The sequence below is a fragment of the Streptomyces filamentosus genome (assembly GCF_014654895.1).
Classification (GTDB): Bacteria; Actinomycetota; Actinomycetes; order Streptomycetales; family Streptomycetaceae; genus Streptomyces; species Streptomyces filamentosus.
On record NZ_BNBE01000002.1, the window covers coordinates 1,609,970 to 1,628,620 of the forward strand.

Sequence of the window (18,651 nt, forward strand, 5' to 3'; positions counted from 1 at the left end):
TGAAGAGGCGAAGACCCTAGATCCGATCGTTCTGGAACGAGAAGAAGGAGCGCAGTAAATTGACGGCAGCAGGTAGGATCCTGGTTCACTTCAGCTCGGAAGACGCGAGCGTCTACCGTTTCCAGGGCGGCGAGCTGAAACTGCTCGAAAGGGAGCGGCTCGCGTTCGAAGGCAGTCGCACGCATGAGAAGCTGGCAGAAAAGCTCGGCGGGTTCTGCACCGGGCTCACGGAGTTCAACGAGGTCGTTGACAACAGGACCACGCGCCTGCACGCCACCGGGGTCTTCCAGCAGCTCCCGCAGGCGGAAGCGGCCGCGCTGGTCAACAGCCTCTACGTCGACACCGGCCTCTACTTCAACATAGTCGGGCCTGAGCTGGAACAGTTCTACCTGGAAACGAGCAGATCCACGTGCGGGTCGAACCACATGATGGAGGGCCTGACCCGCCGGGAATTCCGGAATGCTGTTGTCTGCGGCAGCTTCCAGAATTCTCTGGAGTATATCGAGGACGTCATCGTCCGGCTGCGCGGAAACGGTGCCGCAGTGCTGAGTCCCCCTTCCACGAGGGTCAAGCCGGAGACCGTGGGCACCGACTTCATCCTCTTCGACTACCAGGATTTCCTGAAGAACGAACGCGACACATGGCGGCACAAGTACATGCACCTGGACGCGTTCAGGCAGGCCGACGCCGTGGTCGTATGCAACCCCGGCGGCCATGTCGGGCAGGGAACCATGTTCGAGCTCGGCTTCATGTCCGCGCTTTCCAAAAGGGTCATCTTCACGGAGAAGCCCCAGGACGTTTCCGTCCTGTTCCCCTGTGAGGTCGGCCTGCAATTCTGAGCGTTCCGCCGAGCGCTGCGGCGCCCTATCCAGATCTCTGACCGGAAACAAGCGGCGTTCCGGCGCTTGGATCAGAGGCGAAAGCAGGTCTCCGGCTCGCTCACGGCCTAGCCAGGTCTCACTTCTCGACAACGAAGATACGGAAAGGACCCCAGCCGGTGCGTGATGCAGAAGTCCTCGACAGGCTGCGAGAGATCGTGGCGTCTGTTCTCGAAGTCGAGAAGGAGGGCATCGAGTCCGGTGCCCTGTGGTACGAGCAGCTCGGTATGAGCTCCCTGGAGAAGGTCGCGATCACGGTCGCGATCGAGCGCGAGTTCGGTCCCCTGTCCGCGGAGGAAGCGGCGGCCCTCACCAGCCTGGACGCCGCGGTGTCCGTGCTCGGCGAGCGGGCGACACGCCTTCGCGGGGTCGACCTGCTCGGTCACCTGGTGGCGGGGCATGTCTCCGCCGGCCGGGGCGAAAGGGTCAGCTACCTCGACCCCCAGGCGGGGGCGATCACCTACGCCGCCCTCCTGGAGGCGGCACGCGGGTACGCGGGCGCCCTCAGGGCAGCAGGTATGCCTGAGGGCGCCCGCGGCCTGCTGGTCGCCGACGACTCCGTGGCGACCGTCGTCGCCGTCCTCGGCCTGTGGTGGCACGGCTGCGTCCCCGTGGTGATCAGTCCGATGCTCAAGGACGACGAAGTCCGCTACATCGCCGCGGACTGTGCCGCCGGGATGGTGCACCTCGACGCGGCCCCCGCGCGACAGCGCGCTCTGGAGGGGCTGTTCGAGACGACCATCCGGTTCACCGGCGCGGACGTCCTCGCCGCTCTGGCCACGGCCGAGCCCGGCCCCGCACGCCGCCCGCAGGACGCCGGGCCCCCGGCCGCGTGGAGTGCAGGGCGTGAGGCGCTCGTGCAGTACACCTCCGGAAGCACCGGCATGCCCAAGGGAGTCCGGCACTCGGCAGGAGCGATCACGGCCATGGCCGACGGCATCGGCACCGTACTGGCGCTGACTCCCGAGGACACCGTGCTCTCCAGCGCCCGGATGTCCTTCGGCTACGGATTCGGCAACTCCGTCCTGTGCCCTCTGGCGGCCGGCGCCCGCGTTGCACTCCTCCGCGGCCCGGTCGACGTCCACTCGCTCACCGCCGCTCTGCAACACCACCGCCCCACCGTCCTGTTCTCCGTCCCTCGGCTGTACGCCGCGCTGCTGAACACATCCGAGACGGCGGCGGTCGACTCCGTGCGGCTGTGCGTGTCGGCGGGCGAGAATCTGCCGGCTTCCCTCAGCGAACGGATCCGCACCGCCTTCCAGGCCGGGCTGTTCAACGGTCTCGGCGCCACCGAGGTGCTCTACACGGTCGTCGGCACCCCGCCGGGAATCAACCGTCCGGGAACCTTCGGGGTGCCGGTGCCCGGGATATCCGCGACCGTCCGCGCCGCGGACGGCACGCCCGTCGCCGACGGGGAGGAAGGCCGACTCCACATCGCCGGCCCGACCGTCGCCCTCGGCTACATCGGCCGCCCGGAGGCCGCCGCAGTCACCTTCGCCGACGGCGGCGCCTACACCGGCGACATGGTGCGCCGCGACCCGGACGGGGCATTCGTCCATCTCTGCCGCGTCGATGACCTGCTCAACCTGGGCGGCTACAAGGTCGCGCCGGGAGAGATCGAGAACGTCATCCGCGACGCTGACGGGGTCCAGGACTGCGCGGTGGTCGGCGGTCGCGATGCGGACGGCCTGGAGCAGGCCGTGGCGTACCTGGTGGCCCGGCCGGGATGCGACGAGGCCGTGGTGCGGCGCGCGGTGATGGCCGCGATCCGCGGCGGTCTTGCCGCCTACAAGCGGCCAGCCCGTCTGGAGTTTCGCCACGAGCTCCCGACCACGTCGACCGGCAAGCTGGCCGCCTTCCAGCTGCGAAGGGCGGCTGGACAACCGTGACCTGGGACATTACCGGCATGGCCGCCGTCGCCAACATCGGCGCCAGCCCCGAAGAGATCTTCACCGCCTTGTGCGCGGGCCAGGAGAGCCGCACGCCTCTGCGAGTGTTCGACCCCGACAAGTACAGGGCGGTCTACGCCTACGAGATCGACGACCGGCCCGAGGGCGGCGGCGACATCCCGCGCCGCGCCACCCGCTGGCTCACCACCGTCGTCCGTGAGGCAGTCGCCGACGCGGGCCTGGACGAGGACCTGTCCCAGATACCCGTGCTGGTCGGGACCACCATGCGCGAGCAGCGCAGCCTCGAACTGTGGTGGCGCGAGAACGCGGACGTCGCCCTCGAAGACCTGCACTTCGGCACCGCCCTGAAGGCGGCCTTCGGTGCGTCCACCACCTACACCTTCGCCAACGCCTGCTCGGCCACCCTGTACGCGCTCGGCATGGCCACCGACATGATCGAACTCGGCATGGCCAACACGGTCGTCGTCGCCGGCACCGACGCCGCCACCGAGAGCGGCTTCGGCACGCTCGACCGAGTGCAGAACGACATCCCTGACGCGCTCCGCCCCTTCGACACCACGCACAAGGGCATGCTGATGGGCGAGGGCGCGGCAGCCGTCGTCGTCCAGCGCACCGGCACGGGGAACGGCCCCGTGCACGCCCGGGTGCGCGGTGTGGGCATGAACTGCGACGCCCACCACCCCACCGCGCCCGACCCCGACGGCATCACCCGTGCGATCCAGGACGCCTACCGCAGAGCAGGGGTACAGGCGCAGGACATCGACCTGGTGATGCTGCACGGCAGCGGCACCCCCCGCAACGACGCGACGGAGTCGAGCGTCCTGCGCCGCGTCTTCGACGGCGCCGGACCCGGGCCGCTGATGACCGCCATCAAGGCGATGACCGGCCACACCCTGGGCGGTTCGGGACTCCTCAGCCTCGTGATGGCGGTGCTCGCCATGAAGGAGAGGAAGGTCCCCCCGGTCCTGGGACTGATCGATCCGATCCCCGAGGCCACGGGACTGGGCCTGGTGCAGGGCGCCCCCGCGGTCGGCGACCTGACCATCGCACAGATCGACGCCTTCGGCTTCGGAGGGATCAACGCCGTCGCGATCGTGGAGGCAGCCCGATGAGCGGGACGAGTACCGAACGGATGAGCAACCCGAGCACCCGGAAGGTCGTCGTCACGGGCATCGGCCTGGCGCTCCCTGGTGTCGCGACGTACGGCCATCTCCTCGGACCGCTGCCCGTCGAGGGCGGCTTCGACCCGGCCACCGGACTACGCGGACGCGAGATGCGCCACAAGGACCGCGCGTCCCGGCTCGCCCTGCGGGCCGCCGAGTTCGCCCTCCACGACGCGGGCCTGACCGACGCCGACGCGACGTTCACGGGCGCGGCTGATACGACCGCCGTCGTGGTCAGCACCAACCTGGGCAACGTGGACAGCGTCTGCGAAGCCGCCGACACCATCGCCAGGGAAGGCGTCAGGGGCCTCAGCCCGCTGGGCCTGCCCCAGACCTCAAGCAACGTCATCGCCGGCTGGGTGGCCATCGGCTACGGGCTGCGCGGCCCCAACCTCACCCTCTGCAACGGCACCACCAGCGGTCTGGACGCCCTCGCCTGGGCCCGCAACCTCATCGTGGCCGGGCGCGCCGAAGCAGCCGTCGTCGTCGGCGTCGAACCGGCCAACGACGTGACGGCGAAGCTGCTCGGGGAGCCGTCCACCGACGCGGCGGTCGCCGTCGTCCTCGAACCGGCGGACGCAGTCGCTTCCCGTGGCGCGCGGCCTCGCGCCACGATCGCCGGGTACGCACGGGCCAGAGACCTCGCCGCAGCGCTGACCGGCGCCGGTGTGACGGAGGAGAAATCCATCGGACTGTGGCTCGGGGACGAGGCGGGTGCCGGGGCGGGCCATCTGCTCGCAGGCACTCGCCGGATCGGCCTGGAGGCCCAGCTAGGACCGCTGTCCGGGGCACTGGGCGTCCTGCAGTGCGCTGCCGGAGCTGCCTTCCTGGAGAGCGACGCCCCCGGAAACGTGCTCGCCACGGCCGGAGGCCCTCGCCACGACGCGGCAGCCGCTCTGCTGCTAACCCCTTGACCAACCACTCGTCCATCCACGTAGGAGCCAGGGGAACACCATGACCACTGCGCCCGTGAACATCGAGGAGCTCCGCGCTCTGATAGCCAGAGCACTGGAGATCGAGCCCGAGGAGGTCACCGACGAGGCGCACTTCACCGACGAGCTCGACATCGACTCGCTGCTGATGCTCGAAATCTCCACCCGCGTCGAGAACACGTTCGGCGTCCCGGAGAACACCGTGGTCGTCAGCGGTGCCAGGACCCTCGCCGAACTGCACGCCGTCGTCGTCTCGAAGCTCGTCAGCGAGACGTCGACCCAGCCGGTCATCCGCCCGAGACCGCTGCGCGACCCAGCGGCGCGCCTGTTCCTGTTCCACCACGCCGGCGGCTCTCACCTGCTCTACCGAGGCTGGGCGGAACTCTTCCCCCAGGACTGGGAGCTCTGCCTCGTGGAGGCCCCGGGCCGCGGCCGGCTGCAGTCCTTGCCGCTGATCGACAACTGCGACCGGCTGGTCGACTACTTCCACACCGCGATCGCACCCCTGCTCGACCGGCCCTTCGGGTTCTTCGGCCACAGCATGGGCGCACTCATCGCCTACCAGCTCACCCGCCGCCTTCACCACGGAGGGGACCCGCTCCCGGACTGGCTGGGGGTGTCCGCCTACGGCGCCCCGCGAGGCGAGGCCGGCGCCGACGACCGCCCTCACCTGATGTCCGACGACGACCTGCGCGGCTGGCTGCGAAACGTGGGCGGCTGCCAGCCGCAGCTCCTCGACGACGACGCCATCTGGCACAAGTTCGCCCCGGTGTTCCGTGGTGACTTCAAGCTCCTGGACACCTGGGCTCCTCCCCGTGCCCCCGAGCCGCTGCCCGTTCCGCTCTCGGTATTCGGGGGCCGCCGCGACAAGCTGACCGGCGAGGACAGTCTGCTCTCCTGGGAAGCGTTCACCACGCACTTCCGCAGACTCGAGCTGTACGAGGGCGACCACTTCTACCTGACGAGCCACCGGCGACATCTCGCTGCCGCCATCACGGCCGCGATGCGCTCCTCCGCCGCATGAGCGCGTTCTCCCCACCACGCCACCCGCTGGACGGCCTAGTCCAACAGCGTCCCCGCGGAGAGTGTCCGGGTGGGCTCTCAGGCGTCGGGGTCGACTTCGGGGTGGGTGAACCGCACAGGCCGGCCGAGCGAACGGGCGTAGGCGATCTCGGCCCTGGTGCTGTCACCGATGTAGTCGCCGACCACGAGTACCTCATCAGCCAGCAGGATCTTCGACCGGTGCAGCTCGTCGAGCCGAATCTTCAGCGCCTCAGCCTCGACAGGATCGGACCAGAGCTCGTGCGGCGACTTCAGGTCGCAACCAGGCTTGACGACGATCCGTCCGGCCTTGGTCTCCCGCACATCGGCCTCAACCATCTCGGCCATGAAACGAGTGGAGCCGCAAATCGCCACAATTCGAGGGAAGCTCAGCAGCTTTTTCGCCTCGGCGAGCTTCTCTGCGGGGCTGATCACTTGCGGCGACGACACTGGTTCCTCCTGGTGGTGCGGCCCGAGGGGGCCTGCGGGGACGAGAACGAAGACGCCCAAGATCATCTTCGGGTGGACGGCGTGGACACCCACGCGCGCTCACTCTATGCGGCGAAAGCCCCCTGCCTGTTGCCGCGGCGCCCGCCGGCGCCGCCCCTACGCCCCGCCTGCCCGATGCCGAGCCGGTCCTTCTCGCCATGGAAGACCGGCGCCGGATACCGCGTTCGCCTCCTCGATCGGCCGAGTCACGAGGCGGGGGCCGCGATGTCGACTTGGTGGGCTGGCCCCCGCCGGCAACTGTGGCAGTGCCCGATCGGGCTCGGGCACTGCCACACCCCGAACGAGGGAGGCACGGGCAGATGACCGCGTTGACAGAGCGCTATACGGCGTGCGGCCCCTGTGCACCCGGCGCGGCCCGCCGCAGCTCGGTGAGCGTCTGGCGACGACGGTCCACGCCCGCATGCTGATCGCCCCGACCGCCCGCCGCCCGCCCATCATCTGACCGCTATCGCTGTGCGCCTCGACGAGGAGACCATGTCCACCCCATCTCAGCAGCCCGTCGCCCATCCCGCCACCGCACCTACCCCGCCCGGCCATACCGCGGCGGGGAACCAGATCAGGGCGATCGCCGACACGCTGGTGCTCGCGTACGGACTGCACCCGGCAGAGGTAACGCGCATCCCGGAGGGCACCGCGACGGACAACTACGTCGTCGTGGACCAGGCGGGCCGGTGGCACTTCGCCAAGGTCTACCGCACGCGAGAGCACCTGGATCTGGAGCGGGCGTCGGTCGAACTGTCCGAGTACTGCGCCGACGGAGGTGTCGCGACCGCGCGGGCAACCCGCACGCGCGAGCACGAGCTCATCGCGACCCACGGCCGCCTGCCGATGTCCCTGTGGTCGTACGTGCCGCATACCACAACTGGCGAAGGCGGCCTGATGGGCGCACGGTGGGCAGCCGTCGGCACAGCGATGGGCCATCTCCACCGTCGGCTCGCCGCTCACCCCAGCGCCGTACCTGCCCTGGAACCTGGTGCTGCGGTATGTGACGTGGCCACCGCACGAGACAGCTACAAGGGTCTGATCCGCGCTTTCCAGAGCAAGCCCGGGCTCGGGGAGTTCGAGTCATGGTCGCTGCAGGCGACGTGTGAGCGGCAAGCTCTCCTGGGGCGCGTCGAGCGCATCCTTGCTTCGCTTCCACCGCTGACTGTCCAGATCCTGCACGGCGACCTGTCAGGACCCAACGTCTTGTTCAAGGACGACGATGCCGCCGCGTTCGTGGACTTCCGACCGCCCACAGCCGGGTACCTCGCCTGGGAAATCGCACGTCTGGGCTGTGACCCCAGCAGCGTGCTGGCCAACGGTGTGGAGGGCTGGCTTGCCGGATACACCGATCTCACCCTGGCCTACCGGGACGCCAACCCCAAGGCGTCCGCGAACGACCTCGTGTCCTCGCTCCGTGTGGGCTGTGCAGCCGTGCTCTGCTCAACGTTTCCGTTCTCGGCACCAGTGAAGCGTCCACATATCGTCGACGCCGCGCTGGAGTCCTACGGCAGGGCGCGGCACGAGGCCGATCTGATGCTGCTGGACCAGCTACCTGCCTTGGAGGAGGCCCTGCGCGACGCTCTTGTCTGACTTCATGGCCCTCATCCGCCCTGGCTGGCGGCCTCCGCGGCCTGCACCAGGCTTGCACCCGCGCCCAGCAGACCGCCCAGTTCAACGCGGCCAAGAGCCCCACCGTCCCGAACACCGCGCGGTTGACACCGTCGACAGTGACGGCTGGCCGCGCGTCGGCCGTAGTCGGGGTCACCGGCGGCTGGAAGGACCGGTCCGCAATGCCCGTCAACCACGGCGTTTCGGCCACCTTCGCCATCCACCGCTCCCATGTCCTGTGTGGATCGGTGCACACAGCACGAACTGATTTTCGCCCAGTTCCGGGGTTCGAACGCCGTCCGAATCCTGTGTCCTCGCTCCACTGCCTTGAGTCGTTGAGCCATCCGACATCCCAACTCGCCCTTCTGGAGGCCGTGATGTACCCCCTTCCTACTTCCCTCCGGCGGGTCCATCAGCTTCGGTGCGGAGCTCGCCCCGCTGTGGCTGGCCCTTGCCGTCACGCGTCTGGTCCGGATACGAGGTGGGGGGCATGACCGACACGACAGGTGCACAGCCGGCCGCCGAGAAGGAGGCGTCGGAGTCGGAGCGGCTGCTGTTCGGGGGGAAGCTCACCTACGACCAGGGCTTCGCCGTCCACGCCGACGCCTGGGCGGTGCTCGGGATGTGGGAGATGGCCCGGTCGCTCCCCCGGCAGGTCCGCCTCGCCATCCGGCTCGCCCGCGAGGTCGACCGCCGGGCGTTCGCCACGGTCGCGTTCAGCGAAATCGTGCAGGGCATCACCCAGGCCGTCTCCCTGATCATGGTCAACGCCCTGCTGGTGCGGCTCCTCGCTCCGGGAGACATCCCCGGACGACTGAATGCCGCGCTGCCGGCAATCATCGCCGTGGCCGTCCTGTCGTCGGTCGGCGCGGCCTGCCGGTCGGCCTCGCTTGCCGCCACCCGCGTCCTGGAGCCGAAGGTGCAGCGGGCGGCGACCGAGCGCTACCTCGGGCTGGTGGCGCGGGTGGAGCTGGAGGCGATCGAAGACGACGGCTTCCACAAGCTGATGGACACCGCGCAGTGGGGCGCGGACGCCGCGCGGAGGATGGTCGGCTACTGCACCGCCGTAGTCACCTCCCTGATCTCATTGATCGCGGCCGCCGGCGTTCTGACCGTGCTCCACCCGATTCTGCTTCCGCTCCTGGTCCTGATGGCGCTGCCAAGTGCGTGGGGCTCGATCAGCATGGCCCGGCACCGTTACGTGAGCTTCCACCGTTTCGCGCAGCACGCGCGGGCGGCCAAGCTGCTCAGCCAGCTGCTGATCGACCAGAAGGCCGCGGCCGAGGTCCGCGTCCACGGGGTGGCTCCCCTGCTGCTCACGCACTTCCGGCTGATGGCCGAGACCAGCGAGGAGGAGCAGACGAGGCTGGCCCGGACCGGAGTGAAGGTGAGCCTGCTCGCCGACTCCGCCAGGGGGCTGGCGACCGTCACCACCTACGGCGTGCTCGGGGCGCTGCTGTGGGCCGGGCGGATGGACCTCGCCATCGCCGGCACGGCGGTCCTGGCGATCCGGTCCAGTTCGGCCAGCATCACCAGCCTCGTCCTGCGCGTCACCGAACTCCAGGCCGAGGCCCTGTACATCGCGGACCTGGAGCGCCTGTGCGACGAGGCCGCCCGGCGCGCCGTCCCGGACGGCGGCCGGAACCTCCCAGAGGTGGTCGACGAGATCCGCTTCGAGAACGTCACCTACACCTATCCCGGCAAGGACACGCCGTCCCTGGAGAATGTCGATCTCGTCATCCCCCGGGGCAAGACCGTCGCCCTGGTGGGGACGAACGGGGCCGGCAAGTCCACCCTGGTCAGCCTCCTCAGCGGTGTGCGGCAGCCCACCGGGGGGCGGGTCCTGTGGGGCGGGGTCAGCACCACCGAGGCCGACCGGGAACAGATCTTCGACCGAGTCGCGATGGTGGCCCAGGACTTCTACCGGTGGCCCTTTACCTTCCGCCTCAACATCGGCATCGGCCGTAGCTCGGCCGCCCCGTGGGACGACGCGGAGATCTGGGATGCCGCCGCGTACTCCGGCGCCGACAAGGTCGTCGCCCGGCTCGCGCAGGGCCTCGACGCGCTGCTCGCCCGTGGCTACCAGCGCGGGCAAGAGATCTCCGGTGGGCAGTGGCAGAAGCTGGGGCTCGCCCGCGCCCGGCTGCGCCGGGGAGAGGTCCTGATCGTCGACGAACCCACCAGCGCCCTCGACGCCGCGGCCGAGCAGCGGGTCTTCGACCAGATCCACCGGCTCGCCGATGAAGGGCAGACGGTCGTCTTGATCACGCACCGGCTCGCCAGCGCGCGTCACGCCGACCTCATCTACGTCCTCGACGAAGGCCGTGTCGCGGAGCACGGAACGTTCGAGGAGCTCATGGACCCCACTGTCGGGACGGGCGCGTTCCGTGACGCGTACCTCCTGCAGGCCCGGCAGTTCCTGCCCGCTTCGCAGCTGCCGGCCCAGGCCGGCGCGACGGACGGGATGCCGGACGAACCGGCGGGCGCGGCCGGTGAGGGGCAGGTGGTGTCATGACTCCCTTGTCGGCTTTCGAGACGGAAATCGCGCGGGTCACGCTGCTGCTCGCCAGTGACTTCGGCATCGTTCCCGTCTCGGTCGAGCAGGGACCGTCGGGGACCGCGACCCGTAACTACCTCGCTGCCGAGGCCGACGGCACGCAGTGGTTCGTGAAGACCTACCCGGCCGGTTCCGTGCTGGAGTCAGTCGACGCCGCCGCCCGGCTCAGCGAGTACGCCCGCCTGTGCCGAGTGCCGGTGGCCCCCGCCCGCCCTACACACGAAGGCCGGCTCACCGCCTCGTACCGGGAACTGGTCATGACGGTCACCCGGTACGTCCCGGATGCGGTGACGGCGAACGGGCGGCTGACCGGGAGGCGCTGGGAGGCGGTCGGGGAGGCCGTCGGGCGGCTGCACCGCGCCTTCGCCCGGCACGATTTCGGGCCGCCCCGGCCGGGCCCGGCAGACAAGGCGGTCGACCTCGCCCGGGCCACCGCCCGGCTGGAGAACCTCGTCTCCCGGTACGCGGCCACACCACCGGCCACCGCGTTCGGACGGTGGGCGGCCGAGACAGTCCGCGAGAAACTGGCACGCGTGCCGGAGGCCGAACGCCTGCTGGCCGCCGTTCCGCGCGCGATGGTGTCGCAGCTGGTCCACGGCGATCTGTCCGGCCCGAACGTCCTGCTGCGCGGGGAGGGCGTGGCGGCGGTGATCGACTTCCACCCGCCGGTCCGCAGGGGCGCGGTCTGGGAGCTGGGCCGCCTCGCGCTCGATCCGCGTACCGTCCTGGCCCAGCCCGACTGGCCCGAAGGACTGGGCCGGCTGGCCGCCGCCTACCACGCTCTCCACCCGGTCGTGCCGGTGCAGGAGCTGGTGGGCGTGGTGCGGGTGACCGCCGCCGCCCTGCTGATGTCGGTGTACCCGCTCGATGAGGTCCTCGACGGCCCGGGGCCGGCCGACGCCTCGCTGGAGCGGTACGCCCGCGACCGTTACGAGGCCGCAGCCGTCCTGTGCGACCGCCTCGACGAGGCCGAGGAGGTCCTGTGTGACCACCTCACCTGAACCCCGCGCGCCGCGCTGTCGCCCGGCGACGCCCGTCGCCCTCGGTCCGTCTGTCTGCCGTCCGCTTCTTCGTTTCGCGAGGTCCTGACATGCCGCCTTCCCTTCCTCACATCCGCGCTCTGCTCACCGGCTACCTGGACCGGAATCCCGGCGAACGCACGGCTTTGAGGCCCCTGTTGGACGCGTTGGAGGCCGGGGGCGATCCGACGGGCCGCGCTGTTCTTCCCGGGCACGTCACGTGCAGCGCGGTGGTGATCGACCGGGACCGGCGCGTCCTTCACATCCGCCACAAGGCTTCTGGGGACCAGCTGCTCTGCCCGGGCGGGCACGTCGAGGCCGACGATGACACCTTGCTGGCCGCGGCCCTGCGGGAGGCCGTGGAAGAGGCGGGGCTCCCCCCCTCCTGCCTGGTCCTGACCCCCGAGTTCCAGGGCAGGCCCATCGACGTCGACGTCCACGAGATCGGCCCCAGCCCGGCGAAGGGTGAAGAGGCCCACCAGCACTACGACTTCCGCTTCGTCTTCTACCTCGCGGACGACGCGCCCGAGCTCGCGCTGCAGGCCGAGGAAGTCGCGGGAGCGGTCTGGCTGCCGGTCGAGGAAGTCTCCTCCCCGACCTTGCGCGGCAAGCTCACCGCCTCGGCTCTGGATGGTGCGATCGTGCCGCTGAACGCCTCCGCGATCCTCCACGACGGCCGTGGGAGGTACCTGCTGCATCTCCGGGATGCCGACAAGCCCGGCATCTGGGCCCCGGGGTGCTGGGAGCTGCTCGGCGGCGGCCGGGAGCCGCAGGACCAGAGCCTGCGCGAGACGATCGTCCGCGAGCTGTCCGAGGAGGCCGGCCTCACCGTCGGCGGTCTGGAGCCGTACGCGGTCGAGTCCGTCATCGGCACCGACCAGACTCGTGTACCCATCGAGATCTTCTCCGGCTGCTGGGACGGCGACCCGGCCCAGCTGCAGCTGACCGAGGGGGTGATGCTCGCCTGGGTGCGCCCCGATCAGTTCCCGCACATGACGATGCTGCCCGCCACCCGGGAGCTGTTGGAGCGGCACGCCGCCGAGCAGCCCGCGCCGGCCGCCGGTCCGGCGCCGCCGGTGGAGACGACGTCGGCGAAGGCGCCGACCGGGACCGTGCCGCACGTGGTCGGCGTCCACCTCTACCTGGAACGCGACGGAAAGGTTCTGCTGGGGCTGCGGCACCCGGACTCGGCGTACGCGGGAGGGTTCTGGCATGTGCTCGCCGGTCACTGCGAGGCGGAGGCCGCGACCGCGTGCCTCGTACGAGAGGCGCGCGAAGAGGCAGGACTGGTGTTCGACCCGGCCGACGTCGACCTGGTCCACACCGTGCACATGCGCGAGCACCCCTCGGATCCGCCCCGGATCCAGCTCTTCTTCCGGGCCCGGCACTGGGAGGGCGCACCGAAGCGGCGGGAGCGGGACAAGTGTCTGCGCTGGGAGTGGTGGAGCGCCAAGGACTTGCCCGAGCAGCTGGTCCCGTACACCCGTGCCGCGATCGAGGGCATCCGGGCGGGGCGTCCGTTCACCGAGCTCGGCTGGACGCGATGAGCGGGTTCGACGCGGTCGGCGCGGCGTACAGCGCCCACTCCGGCAGCGCGCGGGGCCGGCTGCGTCACGACCTGGTCGAGCGCCGGCTGCTCGCGGAGCTTCCCGGGCGTCCTGCGCGGGTTCTCGATGTCGGCTGCGGGAACGGCGAGATGACGCTCCGTCTCGCCGCGGCCGGGCATCAGGTGACCGGTGTCGATCCGTCCGCCGCCATGCTGGCCGCCGCGGCCGATCGTCTCTCGGCCCGCCCCGACCTGGCCGGCCACATCGAGCTGGTCGACGCCGGTCTCGAGCGTCTTCCGTTCGACAGGGAGCGGTTCGACGCGGTGTGCTGCCACGGGGTGCTGATGTACCTGGACGATCCCGGCCTGGCGGTCGCGCGTCTGGCGGGGCTCGTCGCGCCGGGCGGCCTGCTCAGCGTCCTGGCCAAGAACCGGCGGGCCATCGGCGTGCGCGAGGCCCTGGCCGGCGACTACCCGAGCGCGCACCGGCTCATCGTCTCCGAGACGGACCGGAGCACCGGCAACCTCGGCCGGGAGACCCGTGGCGACGCCCCCGAGGCCCTGGACCGTCTCGCGGCCGGGCACGGCCTGGTCCCGCTGCCGTGGCAGGGAGTGCGGATCTTCCACGACCACCTCGACGACACCTGGGCCCCGGAACCGGCCGCGTACGAGGCGGCGCTGGAGGTGGAGTGGGAGGCGTCCTGGCGCAGCCCGTACCGGGAGATGGGTCACCTCGTGCATGCCCTGGCCAGCCGGCCGGAGCGGGGACGCCCGTGACGGCCACCAGCACCACCCGCAGCGCAGCCGCGCCTTCCGAGACCGCTACCCCTTTACGATATAACCGGTCATTCCGCTCCTACTGGACTGGCGAAGCGGTGGCCCTCGCGGGCACATCGGTGCACGGCGTTGCGCTCCCGGTGGTCGCGGTCCAGGTGCTGGGCGCGTCTCCTGGTCAGGTGTCGCTGCTGGCCGCCGCGGCGACGGCACCGGCTTTCTTCTTCGCGCTGCCTGCCGGAGTGGTGGGCGACCGCTACCCGAAGAGGCCGGTCATGGTCGGTACCGATCTCGCCGCGGCCGCGGTGGTGGCCGCGGTGCCGGTCTGCTGGGCCGCCGGTGTCCTGTCCGTGCCCGTGCTCTACACGGTCGCGCTGCTGCTGGGGACGCTGACCGTGCTCCATCAGGCCGCCTCGATCGCCATCCTGCCCGAGCTCGTCGACCGCGCCCAGATGCACCAGGCGAACGCCCGGATCGCCAGCGCGTTCTCCCTGGCGGACACGGCCGGCGCCTACGGCGGCACCTTCGTCGTGGGCCTCGTCGGTGCGGTCCGCGCCCTGTGGCTGGACTCCCTGTCGTACCTGGTGAGCGCCTGGTGCGCCTGGCGGATCAGACCCAGCGCGGTGCGGCGGGAGAGGGCCGGCCGGCCGGTGCGGATGCTCGCCGGGATCCGGGAGGGCCTCAGCTACGTGATGCGCGATCCGATCCAGCGCCCCATGGTGCTCTCGCTCGTCTGCCATGCGTACGCCGACGGCATCGTGGTCACCTACTTCGCGTACACGCTGCTGAAAAGGCTCGGCGCCGACAGCACGGGGCTCGGCCTGGTCATGGGCGTCACCGCCGTCGGCGGCCTGGTGGGTGCGGCCCTGGCCACCCGCCTCGTGGACCGGTACGGTCCAGCGCGCGTGATCCTCGCCGGGCTTCTCGCCTACGCCATATGCGCAGCGCCCCTTCTCATCGCCCGCCCCGGGCCCGTGTGGCTGGGGGTGATCGCGCTGGCCGGCGCGGTACGGACCGCGGCCGCGGTCGCGGCCGGCACGACCCAGCGGTCGATCCGCCAGCAGCTGTGCCCGCCCGAGCTGCAGTCCCGCGCGCAGCAGACGTCCGTCTGGCTGGTCACCGGCCTGCGGACGGCCGCCGCCCTGACCGCCGGCGGCCTCGCCGCCGCCTTCTCCGTGCACACCGCGCTGCTCGTCGGAACGCTGCTCCACCTCGTCCCCGCCGGACTGCTGTGGGCTTCCCCCATCCGCCGCATGACCGCCATGCCCGCCCCCTCCCCCTCGAAGGACGGTCCCCGTGTCCCTTGACCTCCAGGCCGAGACGATGAACACCCTGCGCACCGCCATGGTCGACCGCCTCACCGAGGCCGGGGTCCTGACCGATCCCCGGTTGCGTGACGCCCTGCTGCACATGCCTCGCGAGGTGCTGATGCCTCACGCGTACGTACGGGTCAGCGGTCCGGGCGCCGACCCGATCGAGTGGCGCCTGCTCGACGGCGCCCACCCGGACGACCGCGAGGAGTGGCTCGGCCTGATCCACGGCGACGACTCGGTCCTCCTGCAGCGCGACGGCGAGCCGCTGGACACCCTCCCGCGCGGGCCGGTGACCGGCGGGCACATGACCTCCATGTCCACGAACCTCCTCGTCACCGTCGAGATCCTCCAGAATCTCCGGCTGGAACCCGGGCTGCGGTACCTGGAGCTCGGGCCCGGGCCGGGGGTCTCGCTCACCCTCGCCGCCGCCGTCACCGGCCGCCACCGCGCCGTCGGCGTCGAGCGCGACGCGCACATGACGGCTTTCACCCAGCGCAACCTCGACCGGCTCGGCCTGGCCGCGACCGTCCTGGAGGGCGACGCCCTCGACGGGCACCCGCAGGGCGGACAGTACGACCGGATCCACTCCGGCATCGGTGTCCCCCGCGTCCCGCGCGCCTGGCTGGAACAGCTCGCGCCCGGAGGGCGACTGCTCACCACCCTCACGACCCGAACACCGAGCTGGCCCGGACGCCTCGAGGTCATCCGCACCCCCACGGGCCGCCTTGAGGCGACCCTGCGGGGCGGGCCGCGCGGGTATCGGCCCCTGCTCGGCTACCGGTGGCTCAACGCGATCGACCATAGAGCCCGTATCAAGGCGGACCCCGGCACCCCGCGGGCCACATGGCTCGCCCCACCCGCGGACGACGCGTACGGCTTCTGGCTGGCCGCCGCCTACCTGGTCGGCGGGGTGGTGCGGGACTTCCAGGCCGACACCATGACCCTCGTGGCTCCCGAGAGCGACTCCTGGGCCGTCGCCGGTCCCGGTGACGACACCGTCCGTGTTCACGGACCGCGCGACATCTGGGCCGAGCTCGAAGCCCTCCACGCTCGCTGGGAACAGGCCGGACGCCCGGACGCGTACCACGTGGACCTCGGTGACGGCAGCGCAGAACAGCGCGTCGTCTCCGCGGCACACACGAAGGCCCTCGGCTGGGCGTTGCCGCCTCTGCCCAGCGTCCCCCGGCAGGAATCCCGATGACCACCGACCTCGTCACCGTCGCCATACAGGCCAACGACCCGATCTCCCTTGCTGGCGTGACCAGTCAGCTGCGCACTCAGCCGGGGCTCAGGCTGCTCCACCCCCCGGTCTCCGACAGCGACGTGGAGAGCGAGAAGCCCGATGTCGTGGTCCTCGTCGTGGACAAGGTCGATGAGCCCGCCCGCCGCCAGATGCGGTTCATCAAACGCTCCCAGCATGCCCGATGCCTTCTCGTGCCGAACGACATCGACGAGCGAGCGCTCGTCGAGGCGGCAGAATGCGGCGTCACCGGCATCGTTCGCCGCTCGGATGCGACCGTGCACAAGCTCACCGACGCTGTCCGCAGAGTCGCCCGAGGAGGCGGGGATCTGCCTGAGGACCTCGTCAGCCAACTCATGTGCACGGTCGCCCGCCTCCAGAGCGAGGTTCTCGGCCCTCGCGGGCTGCACGCCGGCGGTCTGTCTGAACGCGAGGTAGAAGTCCTGCGACTATCCGCTCAGGGGCTCGAAACACCGGAGATCGCCGACAAACTGGGCTACTCCGAACGCACGATCAAGCATGCGATCACTGCAGTCATCACCCGTCTGCATCTGCGAAACCGCATCCATGCCGTCGCCTACGCGCTTGAAAGGGGACTCATATGACGCGGGCGTCGGCCGCCCGCACGGACGTACCGGCTGAGCCGGTCGAGCTCGTCGCCAGGAGGAGAGCGGACGGTGCGGGGCGCTGGCCCCTCTCCATCGTGCCTCGGCGGCTTCGCCGTCCAGGTCCGTCGCACCAGCCGGGACTTCCTGCCGCGCCCGGGATCCGTCGCCGGCTTGAGCCCAAGGTTCCTCGCTCTGGATGGAGTTGTTCATGCCTCATGACCACGAAGAGTCTTCCTCTGCTGCCCCCGATGCGACCCCGGCGGGCGGCTGGCCGGAAGGCTTCCTGGCGCACATCGCCGGAGACGGATGTCCCATGTGCCACAACGACTACACCTGCGACGACATCGGCTGGGGCATCCTGCTGCGTCGCGGTGAGGTCGCCAACGCCTACCTGTGGCGCCAGGGCCGGGTGCGGGGCTATTGCGTGCTGATCCACCGCGGCCCCCCGCACGTGACCGAGCCCACCGACCTGTCCGAAGCCGACGCCGCCGCCTACTGGCGCGACACCCTGGCGCTCGGCAGGGCCCTGACGGCGTTCTACGAGCCGCTGAAGCTCAACTACTCCACCCTCGGCAACGTCGTGCCCCACCTGCACACGCACGTCTTCCCCCGCTACGAGGAAGGCGACCCGGCGCCCGGGGGACCCCTGCCGTGGGAGTTCCTCGACGAGGGTGGTCAGGATGAGCAGCGGCTCCAGGCCGACGCGGCCTCGCTGCGCACGCTGCTGCAAGAACCGGTGGCGGGAACGGCCGAGCGGCCCGAGGACCCGTTCCGTGTCGCCGCGCCGCACTACGCCGTGCACCGGCCCGGGCTTCCCGCCGAAGCCGTGCGCCTCCTCGCCGAGACGGTGAGGGACATCAAGCGACCGGTGCTGCTCGATCTCGGCACGGGCACCGGGCAGGTACCGGCCGCCCTGCTGCCGGCCGTCCCCCGCCTCGGCCGTGTGGACCTGGTCGACACCAGCCGCGGCATGCTCGACGAAGCCACCCGGGTCCTTGTTCCGCTCCTCAAGGGCCGCATCGCCGGCTTCCACCAGGTGGCCGCTCAGGACTTCATCCCGCCCTACGACGGCTACCGGGCCGACCTGGTCACCTGCGCGCGGGCCGCCCACTGGATGGACCTGCCCGCGGTGCTGGCGATGGCCGACAAGGTCACCACTCCCGCGGCCGCAGTCGCGATCATGGGCGACGGCAGCCTGTGGACCCACGAAGCGCCGTGGACCGTGGACCTGCGCGCCCTGATCCGGTCCTACCTGGGTACCGAACGCCGCGCGGGCACCTCCCTTTACAAGGAGCCGGCCCGCTCCCACGAGGATGTCCTCGCCGAGTCAGCATTCAGCGAGGTCACCACATACCGCTTCCCGGACCGGCGCACCTGGACGCCCGACCGTGTCCTCGGCTACCTGCGGAGCACCAGCTTCGCCGGCGCGGAGCAGTTCGCCGAACGGCACGCCGAGTTCGAGACCGAGGCCCGCCGGCTGCTGGAGCAGCGTGCCGCCGGGGCCGGGCTCGTCGAGGACGCGGTGTTCACGGTCCTGCTCGCGCGGCGTCCGGGCGGGTCCCGGTGA

Annotated in this window: 15 protein-coding genes; 14 read left to right on the top strand and 1 reads right to left on the bottom strand. The window is 70.7% G+C overall.

Going from position 1 to position 18,651, the window contains the following annotated elements; all coding sequences use genetic code 11:
* Positions 1-59 precede the first annotated feature (59 nt).
* The 5 genes from IE326_RS26200 to IE326_RS26220 all read left to right on the top strand — a co-directional run bounded on the left by IE326_RS26200 (position 60) and on the right by IE326_RS26220 (position 5,907).
* On the top strand, positions 60-839 hold the full coding sequence (locus tag IE326_RS26200) for a TIR domain-containing protein (RefSeq protein ID WP_190043236.1): 780 nt from the start codon (positions 60-62) through the stop codon (positions 837-839).
* A 158-nt stretch (positions 840-997) separates the two neighbouring features.
* Positions 998-2,767, top strand: coding sequence for an AMP-binding protein (locus IE326_RS26205; RefSeq protein WP_229915631.1), 1,770 nt, complete (start codon positions 998-1,000; stop codon positions 2,765-2,767).
* A complete protein-coding gene (locus IE326_RS26210; protein WP_190043237.1) occupies positions 2,764-3,900 on the top strand; it encodes a beta-ketoacyl synthase N-terminal-like domain-containing protein in 1,137 nt (378 codons plus the stop codon). The genes IE326_RS26205 and IE326_RS26210 overlap by 4 nt, the downstream gene beginning before the upstream one ends.
* On the top strand, positions 3,897-4,865 hold the full coding sequence (locus IE326_RS26215) for a beta-ketoacyl synthase N-terminal-like domain-containing protein (protein WP_190043238.1): 969 nt from the start codon (positions 3,897-3,899) through the stop codon (positions 4,863-4,865). The genes IE326_RS26210 and IE326_RS26215 overlap by 4 nt, the downstream gene beginning before the upstream one ends.
* A gap of 40 nt (positions 4,866-4,905) precedes the next feature.
* Positions 4,906-5,907 carry a thioesterase domain-containing protein gene (locus tag IE326_RS26220; RefSeq protein WP_190043239.1) on the top strand — a complete coding sequence of 334 codons (1,002 nt, stop codon included), beginning with the start codon at positions 4,906-4,908 and terminating at the stop codon, positions 5,905-5,907.
* Positions 5,908-5,984: 77 nt separating this feature from the next.
* Here the strand turns inward: IE326_RS26220 and IE326_RS26225 are convergent, their stop codons facing one another.
* Positions 5,985-6,374, bottom strand: coding sequence for a hypothetical protein (locus tag IE326_RS26225; protein WP_190043516.1), 390 nt, complete (start codon positions 6,372-6,374; stop codon positions 5,985-5,987).
* A 513-nt stretch (positions 6,375-6,887) separates the two neighbouring features.
* Between IE326_RS26225 and IE326_RS26230 the strand changes: the two genes are divergently transcribed.
* The 9 genes from IE326_RS26230 (at position 6,888) to IE326_RS26275 (ending at position 18,651) form a co-directional block, all read left to right on the top strand.
* Entirely contained in the window at positions 6,888-8,009 is a 1,122-nt protein-coding gene (locus IE326_RS26230) for a phosphotransferase enzyme family protein (RefSeq protein ID WP_229915632.1), read from the top strand.
* 508 nt (positions 8,010-8,517) lie between these two features.
* Positions 8,518-10,542: an ABC transporter ATP-binding protein gene (locus tag IE326_RS26235; RefSeq protein ID WP_190043240.1), complete on the top strand. Its 2,025-nt coding sequence runs from the start codon at positions 8,518-8,520 to the stop codon at positions 10,540-10,542.
* Positions 10,539-11,585: a phosphotransferase enzyme family protein gene (locus IE326_RS26240; RefSeq protein WP_190043241.1), complete on the top strand. Its 1,047-nt coding sequence runs from the start codon at positions 10,539-10,541 to the stop codon at positions 11,583-11,585. The genes IE326_RS26235 and IE326_RS26240 overlap by 4 nt, the downstream gene beginning before the upstream one ends.
* Before the next feature lie 248 nt (positions 11,586-11,833).
* Positions 11,834-13,150: an NUDIX domain-containing protein gene (locus IE326_RS26245; protein ID WP_373310268.1), complete on the top strand. Its 1,317-nt coding sequence runs from the start codon at positions 11,834-11,836 to the stop codon at positions 13,148-13,150.
* A complete protein-coding gene (locus tag IE326_RS26250; protein ID WP_190043243.1) occupies positions 13,147-13,926 on the top strand; it encodes a class I SAM-dependent methyltransferase in 780 nt (259 codons plus the stop codon). Before IE326_RS26245 ends, IE326_RS26250 begins: the two co-directional genes overlap by 4 nt.
* 98 nt (positions 13,927-14,024) lie before the next feature.
* Positions 14,025-15,230, top strand: coding sequence for an MFS transporter (locus tag IE326_RS26255; RefSeq protein WP_229915633.1), 1,206 nt, complete (start codon positions 14,025-14,027; stop codon positions 15,228-15,230).
* Positions 15,220-16,437: a methyltransferase domain-containing protein gene (locus IE326_RS26260; RefSeq protein ID WP_229915634.1), complete on the top strand. Its 1,218-nt coding sequence runs from the start codon at positions 15,220-15,222 to the stop codon at positions 16,435-16,437. The genes IE326_RS26255 and IE326_RS26260 overlap by 11 nt, the downstream gene beginning before the upstream one ends.
* Positions 16,434-17,081, top strand: coding sequence for a helix-turn-helix transcriptional regulator (locus tag IE326_RS26265; RefSeq protein WP_190043245.1), 648 nt, complete (start codon positions 16,434-16,436; stop codon positions 17,079-17,081). The genes IE326_RS26260 and IE326_RS26265 overlap by 4 nt, the downstream gene beginning before the upstream one ends.
* 316 nt (positions 17,082-17,397) lie before the next feature.
* Positions 17,398-18,651: an HIT domain-containing protein gene (locus IE326_RS26275; RefSeq protein WP_229915635.1), complete on the top strand. Its 1,254-nt coding sequence runs from the start codon at positions 17,398-17,400 to the stop codon at positions 18,649-18,651.

Excerpts from the sequence above, each read along its gene's own strand:
- IE326_RS26240 (WP_190043241.1), top strand. The coding sequence starts at position 10,539 with ATGACTCCCTTGTCGGCTTTCGAGACGGAAATCGCGCGGGTCACGCTG.
- IE326_RS26250 (WP_190043243.1), top strand. The coding sequence starts at position 13,147 with ATGAGCGGGTTCGACGCGGTCGGCGCGGCGTACAGCGCCCACTCCGGC.
- IE326_RS26275 (WP_229915635.1), top strand. The coding sequence starts at position 17,398 with ATGTGCCACAACGACTACACCTGCGACGACATCGGCTGGGGCATCCTG.
- IE326_RS26265 (WP_190043245.1), top strand. The coding sequence starts at position 16,434 with ATGACCACCGACCTCGTCACCGTCGCCATACAGGCCAACGACCCGATC.
- IE326_RS26235 (WP_190043240.1), top strand. The coding sequence starts at position 8,518 with ATGACCGACACGACAGGTGCACAGCCGGCCGCCGAGAAGGAGGCGTCG.
- IE326_RS26220 (WP_190043239.1), top strand. The coding sequence starts at position 4,906 with ATGACCACTGCGCCCGTGAACATCGAGGAGCTCCGCGCTCTGATAGCC.
- IE326_RS26215 (WP_190043238.1), top strand. The coding sequence starts at position 3,897 with ATGAGCGGGACGAGTACCGAACGGATGAGCAACCCGAGCACCCGGAAG.